The 22,735-nt window shown below is 36.1% G+C and carries 24 protein-coding genes; 1 reads left to right on the top strand and 23 read right to left on the bottom strand.

Annotated elements, in window-relative coordinates; translation table 11 throughout:
* Positions 1-5: 5 nt before the first annotated feature.
* The 23 genes from ACFX5D_RS08005 to ACFX5D_RS08115 all read right to left on the bottom strand — a co-directional run bounded on the left by ACFX5D_RS08005 (position 6) and on the right by ACFX5D_RS08115 (position 21,678).
* On the bottom strand, positions 6-1,598 hold the full coding sequence (locus ACFX5D_RS08005; protein ID WP_379857713.1) for a magnesium transporter MgtE N-terminal domain-containing protein: 1,593 nt from the start codon (positions 1,596-1,598) through the stop codon (positions 6-8).
* Positions 1,599-1,680: 82 nt separating this feature from the next.
* Positions 1,681-3,156 carry an MFS transporter gene (locus tag ACFX5D_RS08010; RefSeq protein ID WP_379857714.1) on the bottom strand — a complete coding sequence of 492 codons (1,476 nt, stop codon included), beginning with the start codon at positions 3,154-3,156 and terminating at the stop codon, positions 1,681-1,683.
* A 426-nt stretch (positions 3,157-3,582) separates the two neighbouring features.
* On the bottom strand, positions 3,583-4,587 hold the full coding sequence (moaA, locus tag ACFX5D_RS08015) for a GTP 3',8-cyclase MoaA (RefSeq protein ID WP_379857715.1): 1,005 nt from the start codon (positions 4,585-4,587) through the stop codon (positions 3,583-3,585).
* Positions 4,577-5,491 carry a bifunctional molybdenum cofactor biosynthesis protein MoaC/MoaB gene (moaCB, locus tag ACFX5D_RS08020; protein WP_379857716.1) on the bottom strand — a complete coding sequence of 305 codons (915 nt, stop codon included), beginning with the start codon at positions 5,489-5,491 and terminating at the stop codon, positions 4,577-4,579. The genes moaA and moaCB overlap by 11 nt, the downstream gene beginning before the upstream one ends.
* Before the next feature lies 1 nt (position 5,492).
* Positions 5,493-5,939 (bottom strand): molybdenum cofactor biosynthesis protein MoaE, encoded by a 447-nt coding sequence (locus ACFX5D_RS08025; RefSeq protein WP_379857717.1) that lies wholly within the window; start codon positions 5,937-5,939, stop codon positions 5,493-5,495.
* A 54-nt stretch (positions 5,940-5,993) separates the two neighbouring features.
* The gene (locus ACFX5D_RS08030) at positions 5,994-7,049 is read right to left on the bottom strand and encodes a ThiF family adenylyltransferase (protein ID WP_379857718.1); all 1,056 of its coding nucleotides are present in this window, start codon (positions 7,047-7,049) and stop codon (positions 5,994-5,996) included.
* Positions 7,050-7,059: 10 nt separating this feature from the next.
* Complete coding sequence (locus ACFX5D_RS08035; RefSeq protein WP_379857719.1) at positions 7,060-7,302, bottom strand: MoaD/ThiS family protein; 243 nt, start codon at positions 7,300-7,302, stop codon at positions 7,060-7,062.
* Positions 7,299-7,868: a molybdenum cofactor guanylyltransferase gene (gene mobA / locus ACFX5D_RS08040; protein ID WP_379857720.1), complete on the bottom strand. Its 570-nt coding sequence runs from the start codon at positions 7,866-7,868 to the stop codon at positions 7,299-7,301. The genes ACFX5D_RS08035 and mobA overlap by 4 nt, the downstream gene beginning before the upstream one ends.
* A 120-nt stretch (positions 7,869-7,988) precedes the next feature.
* Complete coding sequence (locus ACFX5D_RS08045) at positions 7,989-8,738, bottom strand: sulfite exporter TauE/SafE family protein (protein WP_379857721.1); 750 nt, start codon at positions 8,736-8,738, stop codon at positions 7,989-7,991.
* The gene (locus tag ACFX5D_RS08050) at positions 8,735-9,064 is read right to left on the bottom strand and encodes a winged helix-turn-helix domain-containing protein (RefSeq protein WP_379857722.1); all 330 of its coding nucleotides are present in this window, start codon (positions 9,062-9,064) and stop codon (positions 8,735-8,737) included. Before ACFX5D_RS08050 ends, ACFX5D_RS08045 begins: the two co-directional genes overlap by 4 nt.
* A gap of 53 nt (positions 9,065-9,117) precedes the next feature.
* On the bottom strand, positions 9,118-10,287 hold the full coding sequence (locus ACFX5D_RS08055; RefSeq protein WP_379857723.1) for a molybdopterin molybdotransferase MoeA: 1,170 nt from the start codon (positions 10,285-10,287) through the stop codon (positions 9,118-9,120).
* A 205-nt stretch (positions 10,288-10,492) separates the two neighbouring features.
* Entirely contained in the window at positions 10,493-11,755 is a 1,263-nt protein-coding gene (locus ACFX5D_RS08060; RefSeq protein ID WP_379857724.1) for an alginate export family protein, read from the bottom strand.
* Between the two features lie 2 nt (positions 11,756-11,757).
* Positions 11,758-12,354, bottom strand: coding sequence for an SCO family protein (locus ACFX5D_RS08065; protein ID WP_379857725.1), 597 nt, complete (start codon positions 12,352-12,354; stop codon positions 11,758-11,760).
* 29 nt (positions 12,355-12,383) lie between these two features.
* Positions 12,384-13,166, bottom strand: a complete 783-nt coding sequence (locus ACFX5D_RS08070) for a formylglycine-generating enzyme family protein (protein WP_379857726.1) — start codon at positions 13,164-13,166, stop codon at positions 12,384-12,386.
* A gap of 19 nt (positions 13,167-13,185) precedes the next feature.
* A complete protein-coding gene (locus ACFX5D_RS08075) occupies positions 13,186-13,626 on the bottom strand; it encodes a c-type cytochrome (protein ID WP_379857727.1) in 441 nt (146 codons plus the stop codon).
* 83 nt (positions 13,627-13,709) lie between these two features.
* Positions 13,710-15,179, bottom strand: coding sequence for a copper-containing nitrite reductase (nirK, locus tag ACFX5D_RS08080; protein WP_379857728.1), 1,470 nt, complete (start codon positions 15,177-15,179; stop codon positions 13,710-13,712).
* A 102-nt stretch (positions 15,180-15,281) separates the two neighbouring features.
* Complete coding sequence (locus ACFX5D_RS08085; protein WP_379857729.1) at positions 15,282-15,524, bottom strand: cytochrome C oxidase subunit IV family protein; 243 nt, start codon at positions 15,522-15,524, stop codon at positions 15,282-15,284.
* Between the two features lie 3 nt (positions 15,525-15,527).
* The gene (locus ACFX5D_RS08090; RefSeq protein WP_379857730.1) at positions 15,528-16,109 is read right to left on the bottom strand and encodes a cytochrome c oxidase subunit 3; all 582 of its coding nucleotides are present in this window, start codon (positions 16,107-16,109) and stop codon (positions 15,528-15,530) included.
* A 22-nt stretch (positions 16,110-16,131) separates the two neighbouring features.
* On the bottom strand, positions 16,132-17,097 hold the full coding sequence (locus ACFX5D_RS08095; RefSeq protein ID WP_379857731.1) for a DUF438 domain-containing protein: 966 nt from the start codon (positions 17,095-17,097) through the stop codon (positions 16,132-16,134).
* Positions 17,098-17,105: 8 nt separating this feature from the next.
* Positions 17,106-18,881: a nitric oxide reductase activation protein NorD gene (locus tag ACFX5D_RS08100; RefSeq protein ID WP_379857732.1), complete on the bottom strand. Its 1,776-nt coding sequence runs from the start codon at positions 18,879-18,881 to the stop codon at positions 17,106-17,108.
* Positions 18,882-18,892: 11 nt separating this feature from the next.
* Positions 18,893-19,672, bottom strand: coding sequence for a CbbQ/NirQ/NorQ/GpvN family protein (locus ACFX5D_RS08105; RefSeq protein ID WP_379857733.1), 780 nt, complete (start codon positions 19,670-19,672; stop codon positions 18,893-18,895).
* A 132-nt stretch (positions 19,673-19,804) separates the two neighbouring features.
* Positions 19,805-21,232 carry a cbb3-type cytochrome c oxidase subunit I gene (locus ACFX5D_RS08110; RefSeq protein WP_379857734.1) on the bottom strand — a complete coding sequence of 476 codons (1,428 nt, stop codon included), beginning with the start codon at positions 21,230-21,232 and terminating at the stop codon, positions 19,805-19,807.
* A gap of 11 nt (positions 21,233-21,243) precedes the next feature.
* Positions 21,244-21,678, bottom strand: coding sequence for a c-type cytochrome (locus ACFX5D_RS08115; protein ID WP_103999634.1), 435 nt, complete (start codon positions 21,676-21,678; stop codon positions 21,244-21,246).
* A 306-nt stretch (positions 21,679-21,984) separates the two neighbouring features.
* Here ACFX5D_RS08115 and ric point away from each other — a divergent pair, with 306 nt between their 5' ends.
* Positions 21,985-22,716 carry an iron-sulfur cluster repair di-iron protein gene (ric, locus tag ACFX5D_RS08120; protein ID WP_379857735.1) on the top strand — a complete coding sequence of 244 codons (732 nt, stop codon included), beginning with the start codon at positions 21,985-21,987 and terminating at the stop codon, positions 22,714-22,716.
* Positions 22,717-22,735: the final 19 nt, after the last annotated feature.

The following is a 22,735-nucleotide window of genomic DNA, read 5'->3' on the forward strand; positions in this document are numbered from 1 at the left end:
ATACACTAACTTGGTTTTTCACAACCTTTGCGGTTATAAAACCACCAATTGATTGTTGTCGCTAATATAGTAAAAAGAATCAAGCCAATAAAAAATTGATTTGCACCACCATTAGCAGTAATGTTTTTTCCTATTAACGAGGCAAAAATAAATGGTCCAAATGCCGCAATTGCCGCAGTCCATCCGATAACCCCAGCCGCCTGGCGTTGATTCTCAGAAAAGATAATAGGATATTGTCTAAAAGTACCCGCATTACCAATTCCTGTAAAGAAAAACATCACTAAAATCACCCCTACAAACATTGGAAATTGCTCCATACTTGTTGGCGCCACAAGACCCTGAGTAACTAAAATTATTGCACCCCCTAAAATCCCTATACCTGTTATCGTCGTTAAAATTGCACCACCTACTTTATCAGCAATGAAACCAAATAAAATCCTGCTTGCAGATCCGATAAGCGGTCCATAAAAAGCATATGCTAATGGATCTGGTGCATCTGGAAATTCTCCATATAAAAATTTAATCATTAACGGAAAGGCTGCAGATAAACCAGCAAAAGTTCCAAAAGTCATTACATAAGTTATCGTACAATACCAAGTATGTTTGTTACTAAAAATATCCATCTGCTCTTTAATAGAAGCTTTCATTGGAATACTTCTCAAATAAAACCAACTCAAAATAGTCATAATGATCAAAAAAGGAACATACCAAAAAGTGGCGGATTGAATATAAATATCCTTATTAATTACTGCATTATTACCTGGATGTAACTTATTTAAAAAAATCTGAGCTAATTTCGGATTAGCATTATCAATTATTTTTGCTTTTACATTCAATGGTAATGATACAAAAACTTGGGTATTGTCTTTGGAATTGATTACTTTACAAATAGAGTCCATTACTTTTGCATCTACATTAGACAAAATAGCCTTTTGTTTTTTCGTCTCTATTGCGGAAAATAGTTCGGCTTGTTTTTCTAAGCTTGTAGTGGCAAAAATTTGTTTTGCCTCTTTTACTTCTATTTTGGTAAAAGTAGATGGAGCACCATATAGAGCCACACTAAGAACTACAGGAGTAACAAACTGTGCCAATGAAACCCCAAAGTTTCCAATACCAGCCTGAATCCCCAAGGCTGTTCCTTTCAATCGTTTTGGAAAAAACAAACTTGTACTCGGCATATAAGATGAAAAATCTCCACCGCCAAAACCAGTTGCAAAGGCTAAAATCATAAACAACCAAAAAGGAGTTGCTGGATTCATTACTGCAAATCCAATTCCAATAACGGGAATTAATTTAATTAATGTAGCAAAGGTCACGACATGTCTAGTTCCAAATATAGGTAAAATAAAAGTATGAATAATCCTTAAAATACCTGCAGCTAATCCAGGAACTGCAGCTAACCAAAAAAGTTGGTTTTTTGTATATGAAAAGCCCAGTCCAGGTAATTTAACCACGATCACACTCATAATAAACCATGAGGCAAAGGACAAGATAAGGGTAAGTGTAGTAATGGTAAGGGTTTTCCAAGCGATTTTACTTCCCGCTTCATTCCAGAATTTTTCGTTTTCTGGTTCCCATTTGTCTAGCCAAGTTTTCATGTTCTCTCTTTTTAAATTGATATTGTAATTATTGTGATTGACGCTATAATTGCTCTTGATATTGTAATTTACATTGCCGTTTTTAATGATTATGTTCGATTCCTCTGGTGAAATTAGGCATTTTAGTTCTCATGATATTGATAATCGTTCTATGCATCCATAACAAACAAACAATAGAAATAATAAAGATAAAAATCCATGAACTTGTCCACAATCCCGTAAAATTAAGGAGGTATCCAAAAATTATTGGCCCAATAAAACCGCCCAAACCGCCTATTAATCCAACCATTCCTCCCACTACACCTACTTCATTAGGAAAATATTCCGGGATGTGTTTGAACACTGCTGCTTTACCAATTCCCCAAGATATTCCTATAAGAATAACCAGTATAACATAAACCCACATATTGGCACTAAATTTAATCTGGGTAATCCCTTTAGCCAAAAGCTCTTTCTTCTTTACCTCTTGATTTTGTTTAACTAGAATTTCTTGCCAAGAAGTTTTTACGGGTAAAATCGCCTCTTCACTCCCAACTACAACGGTTTTTGGATTTACTTTTTGTATTTTCTCATTTATGATGATTTCAGAAGGAGTCACTGATGTAATAACGCCGCTTTCGGAAGCCAAAACACCCGGTCCTGCAGTAAGGATTTCCATTTTTGGAAACATCAACAAAAAACTAATTGCAATAGACGAACCAAGAACCCAGTACATCACTTTTCTGGCTCCAAATTTATCAGATAAATATCCGCCAAAAGCCCTAATAATACCAGAAGGTAAACTAAACATTGTGGCAAACATTCCTCCCATTACAAGAGATGTTTGGTATACATTCATAAAATTCGGCAATAACCATTGTGAATAAGCGACAAAACAGCCAAACACTAAAAAGTAGTATGCTCCAAAACGCCAAACCCTAGCTGATTTCAATGGGGTTAATAGTGTTTTAATATTTTTGGAATCGCCTGCCGGTTTTTTATTTTTGGCGAATATAATAAAGAATATCCCAATAAGAACTAATACAGAAGCATAAGTTATAGGCAACATTTTCCAACCATTTATGGGATCGCCCTCAGAAAATCTATTTAATAAGGTAGGTGCCATAAAAGTAGTGATGGCCGCACCGGCATTTCCCATTCCGAAAATCCCCAAGGCTCTTCCCTGCCAATTTTGTGGATACCAAACCGAAGTGTATCCGATACCAACGGCAAAACTGGTCCCTACCAACCCGAAAAGAAAACTTAATACTACAAAACTCCAAAACGTGTCGGCAAAAGGAAGCAAAAATAACGGGATGGCACAGAGAAACAATAATATAGAGAATATAATTTTACCTCCGTATTTATCAGTCAAAATCCCAATTGGGAGACGAAATATGGATCCTGATAAAATTGGGATTCCAAGTAACCAACCCACTTCCACTACGCTCCAATTGAATATACCTTTATCAACCAAAAAAGTGACCAAAACACCATTTAACGTCCAACAGGCAAAACAGATTGCAAATGATAATGTGTTCAGAAATAAAATTTTGTGGGATTGCGATAAACTACTCATAAAATATCCATTTGATAATGCTGTAAAATTAATCTGTTGACGCAACCAAAAATATGATATTTGTCAGTAAGCCCATAAAAAGGGCTACTTAGCGATTTTTATATTTTAAATTTTAATCGAAATTTACACACAAATAATTAATAACAAAACAATTAAGAATTAATGCAGGTAATAATAAAGTTTTTTTTACTTGAATAATTTTATTCTATGTAAACCTTATTTTTTTTTGAAGAATTATTGTGGAAGAGAATAGTAAAAACTCGTAAAAAAAGGGAAAAATATGAAGAAACAGAATGGTTTCATTTTCATCTTACTAAAACAGTCGTTGTAGATCGAATTCAACATGATTAATAGTTACGAAAACAATAACAAAAAAATCACTCATGACCTTTATAAAAACTATTGTGCTCTTTACGGTACAAAAAATTATCCACCAATCTTGATCATGCTCCTGTTTTGCGAGAACAATTTTGGATTTTGAAATTTGGCGTCATCATCCATCCCGCCTCTCATCGCAAATTTTGATTTTATGTTTTGGTAAATCAGCGGTTCTATGTCTCCCCCAGCTCTTAAAGTGTCGAGCAGGGAAGTTTCCGTATTCGAGAAAAGACAGTTTTTCAGCTTACCGTCAGCCGTAAGTCGAATGCGGTTGCACGTGCTGCAAAAAGGATTCGTAACGGAACTAATCACCGAGAAACTTCCTTTGTAGGATGCTATTTTATGGTTCCTGGCAGTATCGTTTGGCTTGTCTATCAATCGGTCTACTTTTTCGGCAGAATATTTTTCATTGACTTGGGTAAGGATTTCGGCGTAAGACACCAATTTGTCTTTGTTCCATTGGTTGCCGTCAAAAGGCATGAATTCTATAAAACGTATCTGAATGTTGCGTTCTTTGGTCAATTCTATAAAGTCAACTATTTCATTGTCATTGAACCCTTTTATCACCACCACATTCAATTTCAGTTGAAACCCATTGGCGTCAAGCAATTCCAGATTTTTCCAAAATTTATCGAAATAATTCCTGCGCGTGATTTGGTTGAACTTCGCTTCCTGTAGGCTGTCAATACTGACATTCAGTGTGGTTATTCCTGCTTCTTTGAAGGTACTTATAAAATCATGCACCAGAATTCCGTTAGTCGTTAAAGTGAGCTCCACTCCCAGTTTTCCCAATCTTTGAATAATGGATGCGGCGTCTTTTCGAACTAAAGGCTCACCGCCTGTAAGTCTAATTTTATTTATTCCTAAATTGACAAAAGTTTGTGCAATGGCTATAATTTCATCTGCAGTCATCAGATGCGCTTTTGGCGTAAGCGCAATCCCCTCGGCTGGCATGCAATAAGTGCATCTCAAATTACAATTCTCAGTAATCGAAATGCGCAAATAACTGTGTCCGCGTCCATGAGAATCTTGCATTTGAATGTTATTTTCCATGGTTATATCCATTTAGAAGTTTAAATAAATGCAATACCGAAGGAAAAACGGCATCCATAGATTCGCCCGCTCCCGCAGTGGAACCAGGTAAAGCCATAATCAGTGTACTTCCTTTGAAACCCACCACGCTTCTGGATAACATTGCGTAAGGCGTACGATCCTGACCGTAGGAACGAATCGCTTCTTCGATACCCGGAATACGACGATCGAGTAATGGAATCAAGGCTTCGGGCGTTACATCTCTATTTGACAATCCGGTACCGCCAGTTATAATAATTAAATCCGTTTTTTGAGCACATAATGTATTGATGGTGTTCTGAATATCCAAAACCTCATCCGGAATAATAATATAATTGGAAACTTCTAATCCTAAGTTTTTAATTTTATCCAAAATTACTTTTCCCGCTTTATCTTCTTTATTGCCACTGGAAACACTGTCCGAACATACCATAACTGCAACCGAAAGGTTTTGAACTTCTTTGTTACCATAATCGGATTTCCCGCCTTTTTTGTGCAGTAATTTTATCGTCGAAATTTCTACCTTCTTGTCAATAGGTTTGAGCATGTCGTACATCGTTAATGCCACGATGGATGCACCGTGCATGGCTTCGACCTCAACGCCAGTTCTGTAAATCGCTTTCACGGTCACTTCAATTCGAACCTCATCTTCCAGACATTCGAACTGGATCCCGGTAAATTCTATTGGCATCGGATGGCAATCCGGAATAGCATTGGAGGTGTTTTTTACCGCAAACAAACCCGCCGTTCTGGATACTTCCAACACATCTCCTTTTGGGACGGTTTTATCCAAAATGGCTTGCATGGTTTCCGTCGAACCTAGTTTCACAACGGCTTGGGCGGTTGCGGTGCGCTGGGTGATTATTTTATGGGTGATATCTACCATTTTATGTGTTTTTTTTCCAAGTGTAAGATGCATCTTCAAACAACTCTTTGCCAAAAACGGATGTTTTTTCTTTTATTTCTTCGACCAAAAATTCCAATGCTTCATAAACCACTTTTCGTCTTGGTGCCGATACAAAAACAAACAGACAGATTTCACCTGTTTTTACCGTTCCCAGACTGTGGTAAATGTGCAAACACGAAAGCTCATATTTGGCGAAAGCCGCTTCGCGAATTTCATGGAAAGTTTGCTCCGCCATTTCTTCGTAAGCTGTATATTCAATAGCTGTAACCGTTTTTCCGCCAATCACATCGGCGCGAACTTGTCCTAAAAAAAAATTATGTGCGCCAACAGTTGTTTTACTTTGGTGCTTTGCAATCGAATTTCCTATAAATTCCGCCGATATAGGGCCTTGAATAAAGGATGTTTTTTTATGTTTTGTTGTTGACATTAATAAATCATTGTAATTATTCATTTTTTATTTATAGCCATTGACTATTGCTTTTTATAAGGATTGAATTCCATTTTTAAGATGCGAAAGCTCTGTAAATCCTTCTTTTTTCAAATAGGCTAAGGCCAATTGACTGCGTTGTCCGCTTTGGCAAAACAGCACGATGGATTCATCTTTATCAAGTTGACAGCAATAGTTTTCTAATGCGACAAGAGGCACATTGACAACGTTCGCTCCTTTCCATTCCGGTTCTTCGTAGGCTTCTCTAATGTCAATAACCAAACAATCGTCTTGACGGCATTTTTCTAAAAAAGCTTCGCTATCTAAAGCCTGTAATTCAGCATTTTCTTGGTTTAAAATTTTCAATCCGTTGATACGTCCTTTTTCTATTGCTGCTGGATTCTTGGCAAAATCGACTAGCTGTGTTTGATAGTGCAATCCATCATAAATCAATAATTTCCCCGACAGCACGGATCCAATTTCAAGGATAATTTTGAGCACTTCGGTAGCCTGAAAGGCCCCCAACGTATTGGGTAAAATTCCTAAAACTCCTGATGCAACACAATTTGGAACGGTTATTAAACTTTCGGTTTCGGGGAAAAGACACCGGTAACTCGGACCATTTTTATAATTGAATACCGAAACCTGCCCTTCGAATTTATATATTGAAGCGTAAACCACCGGAATATTTTTGCTCACCGCCACATCATTGATCAGATAGCGAACCCCAATCGAATCGGTACAATCAACAATGATTTGGTTATCCCCCACGATCTCGAAGGCATTTTGTTTATTCAAAAACTCAGAAAATACATTAACATTCACGTCTGGGTTTAATAATAAAACGGCTTCTGCAGCTGTTGCTGCTTTACCCTTTCCGCAATCTTTTAGGGTGTACAGCAACTGACGGTGCAAATTCGTTTCCTCTACCACATCACCATCCACAATTCCGAGACTTCCCACACCAGCAGCAGCCAGATTTTGCAGCACAGGGCAGCCCAAACCACCTGCACCAATTACCAAAACGTGAGCGTCGCGCAATTTTTGCTGCCCTAAAAGTCCAATTTCCGGAAGTACTATTTGTCTGGAATAGCGTGTTGTATTTTTCATTTTCTATATTTTATCCTCCTGCAAAAGGAGGCAAAAAAGCTATTACATCCTGATCTTTTACAATTACATCCATCCCCACCATCGTCTGATTTAAAGCTATGGAATAACTGTTTTTTTGCAATTCCTGATAAACGGATTCTATTTTTGATTTCAAAGAATTCACCGTCAGATTGGATTCATCCCACACCAACAGCTCTTCTTTCTTTTTGGTTATTTCAGCCAATACTCCAAAATATTTAATGTTTAAAATCATAATTGTATTTTTTGATACTCTTCCGGAGTATTTATATTTTGCACCTGATCCCCCCATTTTTTCGGAATCAGTAGTGTTTGGTGTGTTACTTCATTAATTACCTGACGCAACCTTAGCTGATCTTTTTTTAAATTTTCTTCAAAAACATTTCCTAAGGAATGGTCGTAAATTGCAATAAGAGGATAGGCTTTGTCCTCCAGTTGCCCCTGCGTCATTCTATAAGAATCCTCCCGATTTTTTAATATCCAAAGCAATAGTTCCGTTGTAACTAAAGGCGCATCCACACTTAGGATAAAGTTCAGCTTGGTATTAGTCTGTTGCAAAGCGGTATGAATTCCGCCTACTGGTCCTTTCTCTAGAACGATGTCTTCTATGCGGGTATATCCTAAAAAATCATAATCAGCATTCGAAGAAACAATTACTATATTATCCCCCACAATAGGTTTTACAGCCTCACAAATATGACTTACAAATGGTTTTCCGTTCAAAAGCAACAAGCCTTTATCGGTTCCCATCCTCTGGCTTTTTCCTCCAGCCAGAATGAATGCTGTTATTTTGTCTTTCATTAGTATCTTTTTTTCCTCTCCCTAACCCCCCTCCGAAGGAAAGGGAGACGAAATGGAAATGTATTATGTAATAAAATATTTAGCTACTTTTCTATTTACTCTTTCTATTCACTTCTCACTTTAAGCCGTTGCGTATAATTTGTAAATTGCTATTCCAAGGACAAGCGCGAGTACATTTTTTAAAATAACAGAATTAAATTTCTTGCTTCCAAAATAAGCACCAAAAAATCCACCCACAAAAACAATTCCGATTAACGGAAACGATGATTCAGGCAAAACGCCTCCCTTTAACAGGAAACCCGAAATTCCCGAAATGGAATTCACTAATATAAATAAAGCCGAAACGGCAGCTGTTTGTTTCATGGTTCCCCAGCCCAAAAGGATAATTACAGGACTCAAAATTATTCCGCCTCCAATTCCTATCAAACCAGATAAAAAACCTATTATTGCACCTACAATTACGGCGGCATATAAATTTAATGGCGTCATCTCCTTTTTTTCTTTACCCAAAAATCCTACTAATCTAAGTACTGCAAAAAACAACACTGTTGCCAGAATTACTTTATAATAAAACGTGGGAACTGTAAGATATCCTCCTAAAAACGAGAACGGAATAGAAGTAATGGCAAAAGGATAAAACAGATTCCATTTGAATTTTTTCTCCCGATAATAGAAATAAAAGGAAATTCCTGAAACCAAAATATTAAGCACTAAAGCAGTTGGTTTCATAAATGTTACAGGGAATGCGAATGCACTCATCAAGGCTAAATAACCGCTCGCTCCACCATGACCAACACTGGCATACAAGAAAGCTACTATTGGCAATAACAGCAACAGCAAAGGCATGTTCAATAAATCAGCCACCGTCATAAGGAATGTTTTTTGAGTTGTTCGTCCAGAAATTCCCAACAGGCTGAATTGATCGCTTCAAAAGAGTTAATAAGTGATTTTCCATAAGGAGTAAGTATTGTACCGCCGCCTTTGTTTCCGCCTACCTGCGTTTCTATCAATGGACTCTTGGCCGCCTTATTGGAGGCATCCACAAGCTTCCACGCTTTTTGATAAGATATGTTCATAACTTTGGCAGCCTTATTCAACGAGCCTTTTTCTTCAATTAGTTTTAACAATCGAACCCGACCTTCACTGATAAGAATACTGTCGTTAGTTTCAATCCAAATTTTGCTCTTTATTTTCAAAACGAAATTTCGTTGCGTTATACTTTTACAAATATAACGAAAAGAACCGTAGCTTAAATATGATATATATCAACTTTTGTTCCTTTTTCTAATTCGTATTCACCCTCAGAAAGGTACAAAAGACCATTGGCCACCGAAAAAGTATTAAGCATAGAAGAATTTTGATGCGATAAAACACTTGCTTCATCATTAACAATACTTGCTTTCAGAAATTGACTGCGGGTATTACGCACAGAATAATCATGAGCTAAAGAAATCTTTTTGGACTGATTGTAGTGGATTGCTTTTCCGGAAAGTATCGATAACGTTGGCAACACATACACATAAAAGCAGGTCAAGCAAGCGGCAGGATTCCCGGGTAAGGCAAAAATTATTTTATCCTGCAATTTACCGGCAAAAAGCGGTTTGCCAGGTTTTTGGTTTACTTTATAAAAAAGCGTTTCGACCATAAGCTCCTTTAACGCACGGGCTACAAAATCATAATTGCCAACGGATATACCACCAGAAACCAACACTACATCATTAGCAGATAAAGCATCGTGTAGTTTGTTTTTGGTATTTTCAAAATCATCGTTAACTTCATATAATGTAATCACTTCAAAATAGGCGTCGTTTAAAGCTGATTGAAGCATGGTTGCATTACTTTCATATACTTTTCCATATTCTAAGGCGTTGCCGGATTTTACCAATTCATTTCCCGTGATAACAATTCCAATAGTTGGTTTTTTATAAACCATTACCGAAGTGAAACCAAGACCTGCCAAAAAACCAATGGCGGCAGCATTGAGCAGAATTCCTTTTTCTAATGCCAAATCGCCTTCCGAAATTTGCTCTCCAATAGGTCTTACATTGACACCTAACTTTGGTTGTTCTTGAAGATATACTATTCCTTCTTTAACCGAAGTTTTCTCAATTTGGATAACCGTCTGAGCCGAATCCGGAACGACAGCTCCAGTAAATATTTCTATGGCTTGTCCCGGAAGCAAAGTCATTTGGTGTGTGTCTCCCGCCTTTACCTCCCCGATAATATTATATTCCAAAGCATCGTGCAAACAAAGCGCAAAACCGTCCATCGCTGATTGCCTGAATGGTGGCATATTAATAGGCGAATAAAGTGCCTGCGACAAGACGTGATTCCGCACCTGAAGTAAAGTATATTCTACTTCTTTAGATTCTGGTAAACTATTTTTTAGTATCGAAAAAGCATCCTGAACTGAAACCATATTTTGTGTTTTATTTAAATTCAAAAATACGATTCAAAAATGATTTTTCATCTTGTATTATCTATAATATTTTGGACTTTATCTCATTTTTAAAAAAAATAAAGGCTGTACTAACCAGCACAGCCTCATTTCAAACTAATAACTTACTTCCAAACTCATCTGTGTAACCAATACAGTATTTAATTAGCGAATATCTAAACCCAATCTATTTTAAAGTAAATAATTTGGGACTAAAAGAAATCATTACCCAAACCCAATTATTGGTATTTGAAGCGTCCGCTACATTTTTAACTCTTTCTAAAGTTGCTGAACCAAACATTTGGGAATATCCCCCAGTAGCCACAATATCTTTTTGAAAAGTATAACCGGCAGTAAAATCAAGTTCTGTTCCTAAATAGCTATCCATTTTATTATTGGATGCATCCAAAACAGTATTCGGAGCACAGAATACATGTGGAATTATATTAAATTGCCATTTGTTTTGGGTGTAATTTAATTTCAAATAACCATCTTGCAATCCAACACTATTCAGGTGGTTCCCCACGTAGAAATAGTCCATAAATCCATTAAATCCATGGTTTGTCCCAAAAATAGGATTAAATGATTTTATTTTTGCACCAGAATCATCTTGGTCTTTACCAGAAAGATATTCATATCCTAAAGTAGCTTTAAATGTATTTGTAACTGCATATCCCAGATTTGCACTAGCAGACCAGGCACTCACACTTTTATCATTACTTTTTCCAGTTTGTCCATACAAACCTAGATTAGTATCCCATTTTTTATCGTTAAATGTAAGATATGTTCCAAAAGTTTGTTTGTAATCGACTTCTAAATTACCAATTGATTTTTCAAACTCATAACCGGTATTCAAAAATAACAAACTCATCTTCAGTTTACTAAATTGAGTGTGATACCAGGCATATTGCAAGGATTTGTAATTAGTTGTGTACGCAGTTTTAGGATCTAATAAATTTTCTGCATTGGCATTCAAAGCAAAACCTAAATCCAATTGATGATTTTTGGGATGAAACGTTATCACTGCGGCATCATGGCTTTGTCCTTGCTGTGCCCAATCAATTTCTCCTAAAATTCTTTGGTTATCATAAGACAATACCTGACGTCCTAAACGCGCACTCCAATTGGCATCAAAATCATACTGTGCCCAAGCCTCGAATAAAGCGATTCCGTTTTTATCGGCTTGTGTAGTAGTAGCGACATCTCCCCAAGTACGGACATTTTGTAACGTTAATTTTGCCTTTAATTTATCTTGTTTGTAATTTAAATTTAAACGGGAACGCTGCGAAATAAATGAGGTTGCATTTTCACCTTTTGGCATCAGGCTTTTAAAACCATTTCGGTATTCGTAACGCGGTCTGATTTGGAGATTTGCATCTAATTCTTGAGCGTAAGTTCCCATGCTTACCATTGTTACCAATGATAAACTAATTGTTTTGAGTAATTTCATGTTTAATTTAATTTTTGAGCTTCTTCAGTAATTTTTTTTATGGTTTCGTCAGAGTTTACACCCAAACCTTCTTGTTGATAAGCTAATTCCCCGTCGGAATTAAAGACGCTTATTATATTAGAATGTGAGAACTCTAAAGGGGCTATTTTTTTGTAATTCACGGCCAAAACTGCTGCAAATTCTCGTGTATTTTCTTCTGTTGAGCGTAAGAAAATCCATTGTTCACTATCCATTTTATTTTCGATAGCAAAGGATTTTAATCGTTTTGGGGTATCAACAACAGGATCGATACTCACTAAAACTAATTTTACATTGTTCTTGATATTCTCTGGCAAATGCTCTTCGATATTACGCATATCAGCCACTAAACGAGGACAAGCAGATTTACAGGAGGTATAAATCATAACCATGACAAGGACTTTTCCTTTCAATTCTTTCATTTCTATATTCTCCCCATTTTGATTGGTCCACTTTGAAGGAAGGTTATAGATAGACAAATCAGATATTGGCTTATTAACGGTATTTGGTTTAGGTTTGTTTGAATTACAACTCTGTAATGTTAAAAAGATTACGAGTAATCCCAAAAATATTTTTTTCATTTTTGTTGTTTTATATAGATTCTCAGTGTCTATTTTAAATCTTTTGCACATCGAAAACCAAGGTTCCTTGTAGTGTATTTTGCTTTTAAACTGGCTCGAAAACCGTAGCGCATAAAAGCAGCATAATTCATTAAGTCAGTGGCATTAATGGAGGCGCTTCCGCAAAAAAGGTTTTTGTCCGTATCTTTATCTTTTCTAGATTCTCCAGATAGAAAAATACTGTTGAAGTCTGAAGTCCATTCCCAAACTAATCCATGCATGTCATAAACTCCCCAATAATTTTTGAAAGTGCCGCCTACAGGATTGGCATAGGTTTTTGGTTTTTCATACCAACTTAGGATGTAATGATTGAAAGATTCTTTTATTCTTGCGTCGATTCGTTTTTCATCGGCCATAGCTACATATTCCCATTCATCCATAGTAGGGAGCCGTTTCCCTTGGCACTCACAGTATTTTTTGGCCACAAACCATGAAACATTGGTCACAGGTGCATTACTTAAATTGTTCTTTCCGTAATTGAAATCACTTTCCCAATGTGCCAAATAACTTTTTTCTGCAAAAAGGCCTTTAATTTTGGAGCGGCTGTATTCTGGATTTTTTTTCAAAAAAGCAACAAATTGAGCATTCGTAACCGGAAAAACATCCACATTAAAACCTTGCACTTCTACTGTTTTTTTATCAGTAGTGCCATAAAGGGGAACATAAGCCCCCCTTTTAATTAAAACCATTTTAGTATCTTGGGCAAGCATAGATGTTGTTACTAATAAAGAAAATAGTAGTAAAATTATTTTCGCTTTTGGTATTGCAAACATCGTGTTTAGTTTTAAATTATTATTTTCTTTGCGCTTTAACCATAGCAGTGGTCACTACCGTTTTATTATTTCCCCAATTAGCATAAACATAGGTCAATGCATCCGCTATTTGTGCGTCACTAAGGGCTTGAGCAGGCATATTTCCATTGAATTTTTTCCCATTTACGGTTATTGCACCTGATAATCCTTTTACTACGCCTTTAATAGCTCGATTAACATCTTTATTCAAGTAGTCTGATTTAGCCAATGGAGGGAAAGCACCCGGTATTCCTGATCCGGTAGCCTGATGACAAGCTACACAGGTTTGATTGTAGACACTTTTTCCTTTATCAGCACCTGAATAGACTCCTTTTTTAGCTTCTTTTTTTGTGATATATCCGTCATTTTTATCTTTAGACAGGGTGCTAAAACCTTGTAACACTAACGCAATTATTGCAATTGCTAAAACATACTTTTTCATAATCGTAATTTTTAATTTGTTTATTTGAATTTAAAATAGGAGCGGTTTATTCCTTTTAATCTAAACCGCTCCCGATTTTTATTTTAATGACTTCCTCCAGATTGTGGTGTTGAATTTGCTCTTTGGGCTTTTACCATGGCAGAGGTAACTCGTGTTTTATTATTACCCCAGCTATCATACACGTAAGTCAATGTATTAGCGATTTCTTCATCCGTAAGGTTTTGACTGGTCATCACGTTATTGAATTTTTTCCCATTTACTTTTACTTCCCCACTTAAACCATGAAGAACGGCATCAATGGCTCTTTTAGGATCTGCATTTAAGTAATCTGATTTGGCAAGAGGAGGAAACACGCTAGGTATTCCTTGTCCTTCAGATTGGTGACAGGCAAAACAAGTCCCTCCAAAAAGCTCTTTCCCCGCTTTAAGCTGTTGCGGTAATGTTTTGGCAACTATATTTTTTGGTTCATTTTTAACTTTTGGCATGTTTTGAATTGTTCCTCCTTCGGCTAAATAAATTCCTTCTTGAGTGGTCCCAGAATAGATTTTTTTGTCAGCGGGACCTTCTACTTTCAACATTCCAATAGCCCCTTTATTAAACGCTCTGAAGATCGAATGATCCACTATAATAAAGGTTCCGGGAACATCAACTTTAAATTCAACAATTGCGGCACCTCCTGCAGGGATTAAAGTGGTTTGAACATTTTTATTAATCATATCACCCCCTTCAATATGCACTTTGTCAAAAATCTCGCCTATCACGTGGAAAGAAGAAACCAAATTAGGACCACCATTACCCATGTAAATACGTACTGTTTCTCCAACTTTGGCCGTAAGGGAATTATCTCCGGTAATACTTCCTACTTTTCCGTTAAAAACAACATAATCAGCATCTTCTTTTACTGCTTTATCCATGTCAAAAGGTTGAAGACCTTGTTCTCCGTATTTTCCTTTGGTATAAAAATCTCCTTGCATAACATAGTATTCTCTGTCCACAGCTGGTAATCCTGCTTCTGGTTCAACTAATATCAACCCATACATCCCATTAGCAATATGCATCCCTACAGGTGCAGTCGCACAATGGTATACATACAATCCTGGATTTAATGTTTTAAAATTGAACACTTTTTCATGTCCTGGGGCAACCAATGAAGAGGTGGCTCCTCCACCTGGTCCTGTTACTGCGTGTAAATCGATGTTGTGAGGCAATTTATTATCAGGATGGTTTTTTAAGTGAAATTCCACTTCATCCCCAACTCGAGTTCTGATGAAACTTCCGGGAACTGACCCTCCGAATGTCCAATAAGTGTATTTCACACCATCAACCATTTCACCTTCAATTTCTTTGATTTCCATGTTAACAATAAGTTTCGTAGCTGCACGATTTCCTATTGGTTTTGGAACTAATGGAGGAGCTGTAAGTTCAGCGATTATTTCTCCTTCAACAGGTATTTTTGAATAGTCTGGTGGTGAATTGTCTCTGAAAGAGAATAATCCTGCTGTAATAGCAGTCGCTGCCAACACACAAGCAGCGATTTTAAATTTAATTTTCATAATTAAAAAGGTGTTAAAATTGTCTTAATTTACAACACAAAAATAAAAGACAATTTTATCCTTTATTATGATATTTATCATGTATATAAAAAAATTTAGACCTTATTTTAATGAAATAAGCACTAAAACAATCACACCTAAAACAAAAATCAAACTCCCCTTCCAAAAAGAATTTGCTCTTTTTAATTCCATGAATTGAAAAGAAACCAAGAAAAATTTAAGCATTGATAAACCCATAATTAAACCAACCGCAAGACCTGAAACTGCAACTAAATTCGAAATCAAAGCGGTACTGATAGTCAATAAAATCAAGAACCCGTAGGTAAAAAGCAGTGTTTTTTTCATTTTCTAAAAAATTAAGTAGAGAACAGGAAACAAAAGAAGCCAGATTAAATCGCACATATGCCAAAAAGCGGCGCAAGCCTCGACGTCTTCAACTCCTGTATCCGATTTTTTTTTCATCATTCCATAGTTGGTACAGATTAAAATAACCAAACCCATAAGTACATGAATAAGATGAAAAGCGGTTAGCAACCAATAAAAAGTAAAAAACACATTGGTTTCCGGTGTAATACCAGTTTCTATTTTATGGTAATACTCAACGCTTTTTAATATTAAAAATAACATTCCGCCAAGCATGGTTAATTTAAAATATAAAGAGGATTTCTTCAAGTTATTCTCTTTAAACTCAAGTACAGCATTGGCCATAAAAAAACCACTTGTCAGCAGAAAAACGGTATTTATAGCGCCAAATGTACTGTTAAGTTGCATTCTGGAATGATGAAATAATTCAGGTTCTTCACTTGCGTAAAAAGCAAATGCAACAATCGCCATCCCGAAAGTAATGAGCTCCAGAAATATAATAATCCACATCAGTATTCCTCCCGGAGGGTAGCAGATGTTTTTGTAATCGATTTTAAGTGTATCCATTTTTGTCTATTTTAAGATAAATCTAATCCCAGTCCAACAATCGTTTTTCGTCTTCTATTTTCTTGATATCCGTAATATCCTGTGACATTTCGATGACGCCTTTGTAATTCTTATCAACATCCCTGACCGCAAAATAGCGGATATAAATCAGGCGTTCTTTGTAATTAATCCAAAATGAAGATTCGTTTTTTGTTCCTTTTCTAAATTCATCCAGAATTTTAAGAACGGTTCCTACACTTTTTGGTGGATGGCAAAACTTGACTTCACGACCAATAATACCGGAACTTCTTGGAAATACGCGTTCTTCTCCCCGATTATAGAAAATCACTTTGTCGTTTTCATCAACATAAGTCAAATCTAACGGCATCGTTTTAAAAAGTAAATTCACCTGCTCCACCGTCATATATCCTTCATCGTAATGAGCCGTATTTTCCAGTGAAAAAGACATTTCTCTTTTGGTAAAATCTTCACTTGGGTGAATGTATTCTTGTTTTGGATAAGGAGCAGGAGCTTCTGGCAGCATCCAGCCAATTTCTTCTTCGCCTTTACGCATTTCAATCCAGTCGGCTTCAGTAAGGAGTTCTAAGGCATTTGGAAACAAAACCGCCTCTTCCATTTGCATCAATCGGTCGATTCCATTCACCAGAAAAGGAGTATTGATACTAATTTTCTCTGGATTATTCATTTTAAGATAGTACTGAATTAAACGGAATTGCTCTCTTAAATTATCATGAAAGGACCACATTCCCTGAGAAGGACCGTTCCATCCTTTTTTTTCTAAAAACGGAAAAAGCTGATTTTCTTTACGGGCAAATCGTTTCTCGATTGTATGAAGCTGATTGAATATATTAGTATATTTCGGCAAATCATCCTCAGGATTTACAGCTGATATTTTTTCTAAAAGTGCCTGAATAATGTCGTTTTCCTGAAAGTAAATCTGAACCGGATGTCCTTCGGGAAGTGTTGTGGTATTTGAAATATCGTTCATTATAGTATTTATTTTTGATGTTTAATTTTTTCGTACAATTGCACTAATGATCGCAATAGTTCGACTGGTGTTGTTAGAATTTGATAGTGATTTTGCCCAAACATCTGTGGCAGATAATATTTTGCCTGAGCTTCAATAGCCAATGCATAGGAATTAATATTCCTGTTATTGAGTTCCCGAAGTGCTTGTTTCACATCATTGATGCCGTATTTTCCTTCGTATTTATCATAATCATTAGGTTTTCCGTCAGAAATCAGGATGACCCATTTATTTTTGGTGTTTCTTTTATCAAGTCTTGCACCGGCGTGACGTAAAGCGGCTCCAATTCTGGTATAGCCATTCGGTTCCATCGCTCCAATTTTATGTTTAGCGATGTTCCAATTTTCATCAAAATCCTTTACCGTTAAATAGGTCGAAAAATTGCGGGTTTTGGAGTAAAAACTGTCAATGGAAAAATCGATATTGAACTCGTTTAAGATTTCTCCAAAAAGAATAGAAACTTCTTTCTCCACATCAATCACACGATTTCCTGCGGCATATCCATCACTGGAAAGACTGATATCCAAAAGGATTAAAATCGATAAATCCTTCTCTTTTTTCCGATTTGAAATGTATATATTTTCCGAAGGTGTCCGTTTCGAATGAACATCGATATACAAATCCGTAATAGCGTCAATATCAAATTCGTCTCCTTGTGTCTGGCGTTTTTGCTGTTGCATTCTGTTATTGACATTGGTCAGCATTTTTCGCAAACCCAATAAAGTCGAAGCATTTTTTGCAATGGCCTTTTTATAGTAATTAGGATCCGTTTTCTGTTGTGATTTCGGATATACTTTACAGAAATTCTCCTTATAAATACGCTTGCTAAAATCCCATTCATTATACGTAAGATGGAATCCTTTGGCATCAATTTCGGCACTTTCGGAGATGGAAGTGTTCTCAATAAAATCAGATTGATAAACGGAATGTGCCGTATCATCTACCCGAACAGTGTATTTCATATTCAACTCCTCCAATGCTTCCTGATGCTCTTCTAATTCGTCCGAACCATCAAAATCACGCCAAGTTCCATTGAATTCTTCAACCGTTTCCACTTTTTCGAAATTGTGAAGCAGAACATAATCTTCTTGTTGTTTTTTATCGATCTCAACAGTAATCACTTCTTCTACCGCTTTTGTTTTTAAAGTAGTTAAAGCCTGATTTTCATTTGCTTTTTTAGTTTTATCAGAGAAATTTTCGACAATGGTATTGCTGTTTTTTTCTATTTCATTTTGCATCCATTTGCCATACAGCCAAGAAAAATCAGGAGCATTTTTTCCATTTTCCTTTTGAATAAAATGCAGTTTTGTTTCGGTATGAAATTTTTTATCGATAGAAAATTCTTCAAACAAAATGGCTAAAACAGCTTCTGATGTTTCAAATGCTCTTTGTTGTGAAAGTGCTAAAGGCTGGTCTTTTTCTTCTAAAGTCCAATTCAAATTCAACCGCTGTTGTACGCTCAGATACAAAATTCTAAAAAGATAAAAAGTAAGGTTCTCTTTTTTTGTTGCCAATTTGGAAAAAGAAATAGGAAGAAAAAAATTATTGTTTTTGTATCCTCCTTCTCTTTCGGCAGGGAAAATTTCGATTGGTTTCCCCGTTAAAGCTCGAGCCAAAATAGTCAATCGAGGTTTTATTTCACTAAGCGTTACAGTTCTTGCAATAATTGCGGGATGTATCTTTTTACTTTTTTTTAAGTGTCTGAATAACTTCCCAACTATATATTCGTCTATTTCGAAACCCATTTTTTTTTGATTTATATCATCAAATCACACAAATCCTTCAATGCTTCGACCGTTTGTACATCATCGGTTAACGGTTCTACAATCGCCACATGAACCGACAATCGTTTTGGAAGACCAGAATGAATAATTTTGGCTGCATCCACTAAAAGACGGGTCGAAACGGTTTCTGTCAAGCCTAATTCGGTTAGGTTTCTGATTTTATTTCCAATGGCTACCAATTTTTTGGCAACATCAGGATCAACACTAGTTTCCTTTACCAAAATTTCAATTTCAATTTTCGTTTCCGGATATTCAAAAGAAACCGCAATAAATCGTTGACGAGTCGATGGTTTTAGTTCTTTAAAACCTCTTTGATAACCGGGATTAAAAGAAGCAACCAACATAAAATCGTCATGCGCTTTTACGGTTTCGCCTAATTTGTCAATGAATAATTCCCTTCTGTGATCCGTCAGGGAGTGAATGGCAACAATAACATCTGGCCGCGCTTCGGCGATTTCATCCAAATAAATAATCGCTCCTTCTTTTACGGCAGTGGTCAATGGTCCATCCAGCCAAACTGTTTCGGCACCTTTAATAATAAATCGTCCAATTAAATCCGTTGATGACGTTTCTTCATGACAACTAATCGTGATGATTTTTTTATCCAAATGATGTGCCATGTATTCCACAAAACGGGATTTTCCTGTTCCAGTTGGTCCTTTCAATAGGAAAGGAATTTTGTTTTTATAGGCGTGTTCAAAGACCTCTTTTTCTTTGCCTACGGCGTGATAATATGGGATATTTACTAACATTTTTATTGTTTTAGAAAAAAACCAGAACACGATAACTATTGTTTTTTCGGAAATGCAATTCTAAAAAACGGTGGTTAAAGCATTCTGGAAATTTTATTTTAAGTATTCCGTTACGCAAAAAAGGTTTCAGTTTTAAATCATTGTTTTTCCTTTTTTCTCACTTGTTCCTGTTAGATTTTCAATTACATTGCCATCGATTTTATATCCATTTACATTATGTCCTTGATTGTCGGTATCTAAAGCTTCATCAGTAGGTCTGCCGTATTTGATAAAATCAAAAATAAACAGGCCGATGCCGATGGTAAACATGGTGGCACAAATAAGAAGCACTACAAAATGGATGCTGATTTCGCTTTGAACAACCATGAAATCCATTTTCATTTTTCGTTCCATATACACTTGAGCAACTCCGGCAACACCAAAGGCTACTGTCATCCCCAAGATTCCAATATTAGACAGCCAAAAAGCCATCATCCCTTGTGTAGTTTCGTAACGTTTACGTCCCGTAAGATTGGGTAAAGCATAACTAATCATCGCCAAAACAATCATTGCGTAAGCGCCCCAAAATGCATAATGAGCGTGCATTGCAGTAACTAAAGTTCCATGAGTATACAAGTTTGTTTGTGGCAAAGTATGTGCAAAACCAAGTAATCCCGCACCTACAAAAGAAACAATAGCTGAACCAATAGTCCAGAATAAAGCAATTTTGTTAGGATGACTTTTTTCCCCTTTTCTGTACATGTTTACAGCAAATAATGCCATCGCTAAGAAAGCCAAAGGTTCTAATGCAGAGAAAATACCACCAACGATTAACCAAATTTTATTTACTCCAATGTAGTAGTAGTGATGCCCAGTTCCCAAAACTCCGGAAAGAAAGGTAAGACCTACAATTACATACAACCATTTTTCGATAACTTCTCTGTCCACTCCGGTCAACTTGATCAATAAGAACGAAAGGATACCTCCCATAATTAATTCCCAAACACCTTCAACCCACAAGTGAACCACCCACCAACGGAAAAAGGAGTCCATTACCTGGCTGTCAAACCAAATCATTCCGGGTATGTAAAGCAGGGCTGCAAAAAACAATCCCATTGTTAGTACCAAAGCCGTAGTAGTTTGTCGTTTTCCTTTATATAGTGTACCCAAAATTATGAATAAGAACAACAGTACATTTATGACTACTAAATAGTCTAATTCTCTTGGGATTTCAAGAAATTTTCTTCCTTCCCAATGGTTGAAGTGAAAACCAATTATAGTAACAACGCCAACAATAGCTAAGGAAATCAGTTGTACATAAGCCCATTTCACACTTATTAATTCGCGTTGCGCTTCTTCGGGAATAATGTAATATGCCGCACCCATAAAACCGGTTAACAACCATACCACCAACAAATTAGTATGCACCGCTCGCGCCACGTTAAAAGGGATAATTTCATGTAATCCTTGAATTCCTATTCGGTCAAAGCCCATGATAAAGCCATAGACAATTTGCAGCGAGAACAAAAGCATGCACAATGCAAAAAACCAGTAGGCTACTTTCTGTGATTTATATTTCATTTTTAAAAATTTTAATTATTTTCTTTAGCTAAAGGGGAAACGATGCGGTCGAAACCATTTAAATCTAATTTTCCAATCCATTCGAAATAGGCAACCATGGCATTGGCATCCGCTTCATTCATTTTATAAGCCACCATTTTTCGCCCATTTGGTGCCCAAGGAATTGGCGACATCAAAACGGCTTTGATGTACCCTTCGCCGCGACGCTCCACTACTTTTGTTAACTCGGGAGCATAATAGCCTCCTTCGCCCATAATAGTATGACAGCCCATACAATTGTTGGTCTCCCAAATTTCTTTTCCTCTCACTACTTCTTTAGTAATCTTACTGTAGTTTGTTTGATCATTCCTTGGCATGAACGAATAAATAGTCAGTCCTATAAAGATTAAAAAGGTGACTAATGTTCCTCCTAAAAAAAATGCTCTTGCCTGTGATTTTGAAAGCATAAGTATTTGTTTTTGTTTGTTAATAAATTTACTGTAATTTTAATAAAGGACAAAAGTATCTTTTATTTGTTTGTTGCAAATTAATGACTTTAAAAAAAGCTAAAACATGATATAAATCATCTTTTTATTATTTTTTAAATTATAACATTAATGTTAATTAAAAATGATTTTTAAAAAATACATACACCTTATAATTAGCACTTTATAAATAAAATTAAATTAAAAAATTAATTAAGGACAAATTTGTCTTTTATTAAAAATAATGATTATTTTTGTATAAATAAATTTTAATCGAAAACAGATCTTATGGAAACTTTAGAAAAAATAACAATCGGAGAATACGTTGCAAAAGATTTTAGAACCGCAGCAATATTTTCAAAATACGGAATAGATTTCTGTTGCAAAGGCAATAGAACAATCGAGGAAGCTTGCGAAAAAAAAGGCGTTGATACGGATCAATTAATGGACCAGATAAATACGGTTTTGGCAACCAAAAATGATAGTGCCATTGATTTCAAAACATGGCCTTTGGACTTATTGGCCGATTACATTGAGAAAACTCATCACCGTTATGTAGAAGAAAAAACGCAAATTTTACTACCTTTTTTAGATAAACTGTGCAAAGTACATGGCGCTAATCATCCTGAATTATTTGAAATCAATGAACTCTTTATTGGTTGTGCAGGCGAATTAGCGCAACACATGAAAAAAGAAGAACTGATGTTGTTTCCTTTTATCAAAAAAATGGCAAAAGCAGCGCTTACCGAGGAACAAATTGTGAAACCACAATTTGGAACTGTTAAAAACCCAATTGCCATGATGATGCAAGAGCATGAAACCGAAGGCGATCGTTTTGTTAAAATAGCAGCATTAACCAATAATTATACGCCACCGGCCGATGGTTGCAGTACGTTCCGCGTGACTTATGCGATGCTAGCTGATTTTGAGCAGGATTTACACAAACACATTCATTTGGAAAACAACATTTTGTTTCCAAGCGCGATGCTTTTAGAAAAAAAATTCTCCGAACAAGAATAAAATACACTCCAATTCTATA

This window comes from Flavobacterium fructosi (assembly GCF_042787335.1).
GTDB classification, from domain to species: domain Bacteria; phylum Bacteroidota; class Bacteroidia; order Flavobacteriales; family Flavobacteriaceae; genus Flavobacterium; species Flavobacterium fructosi.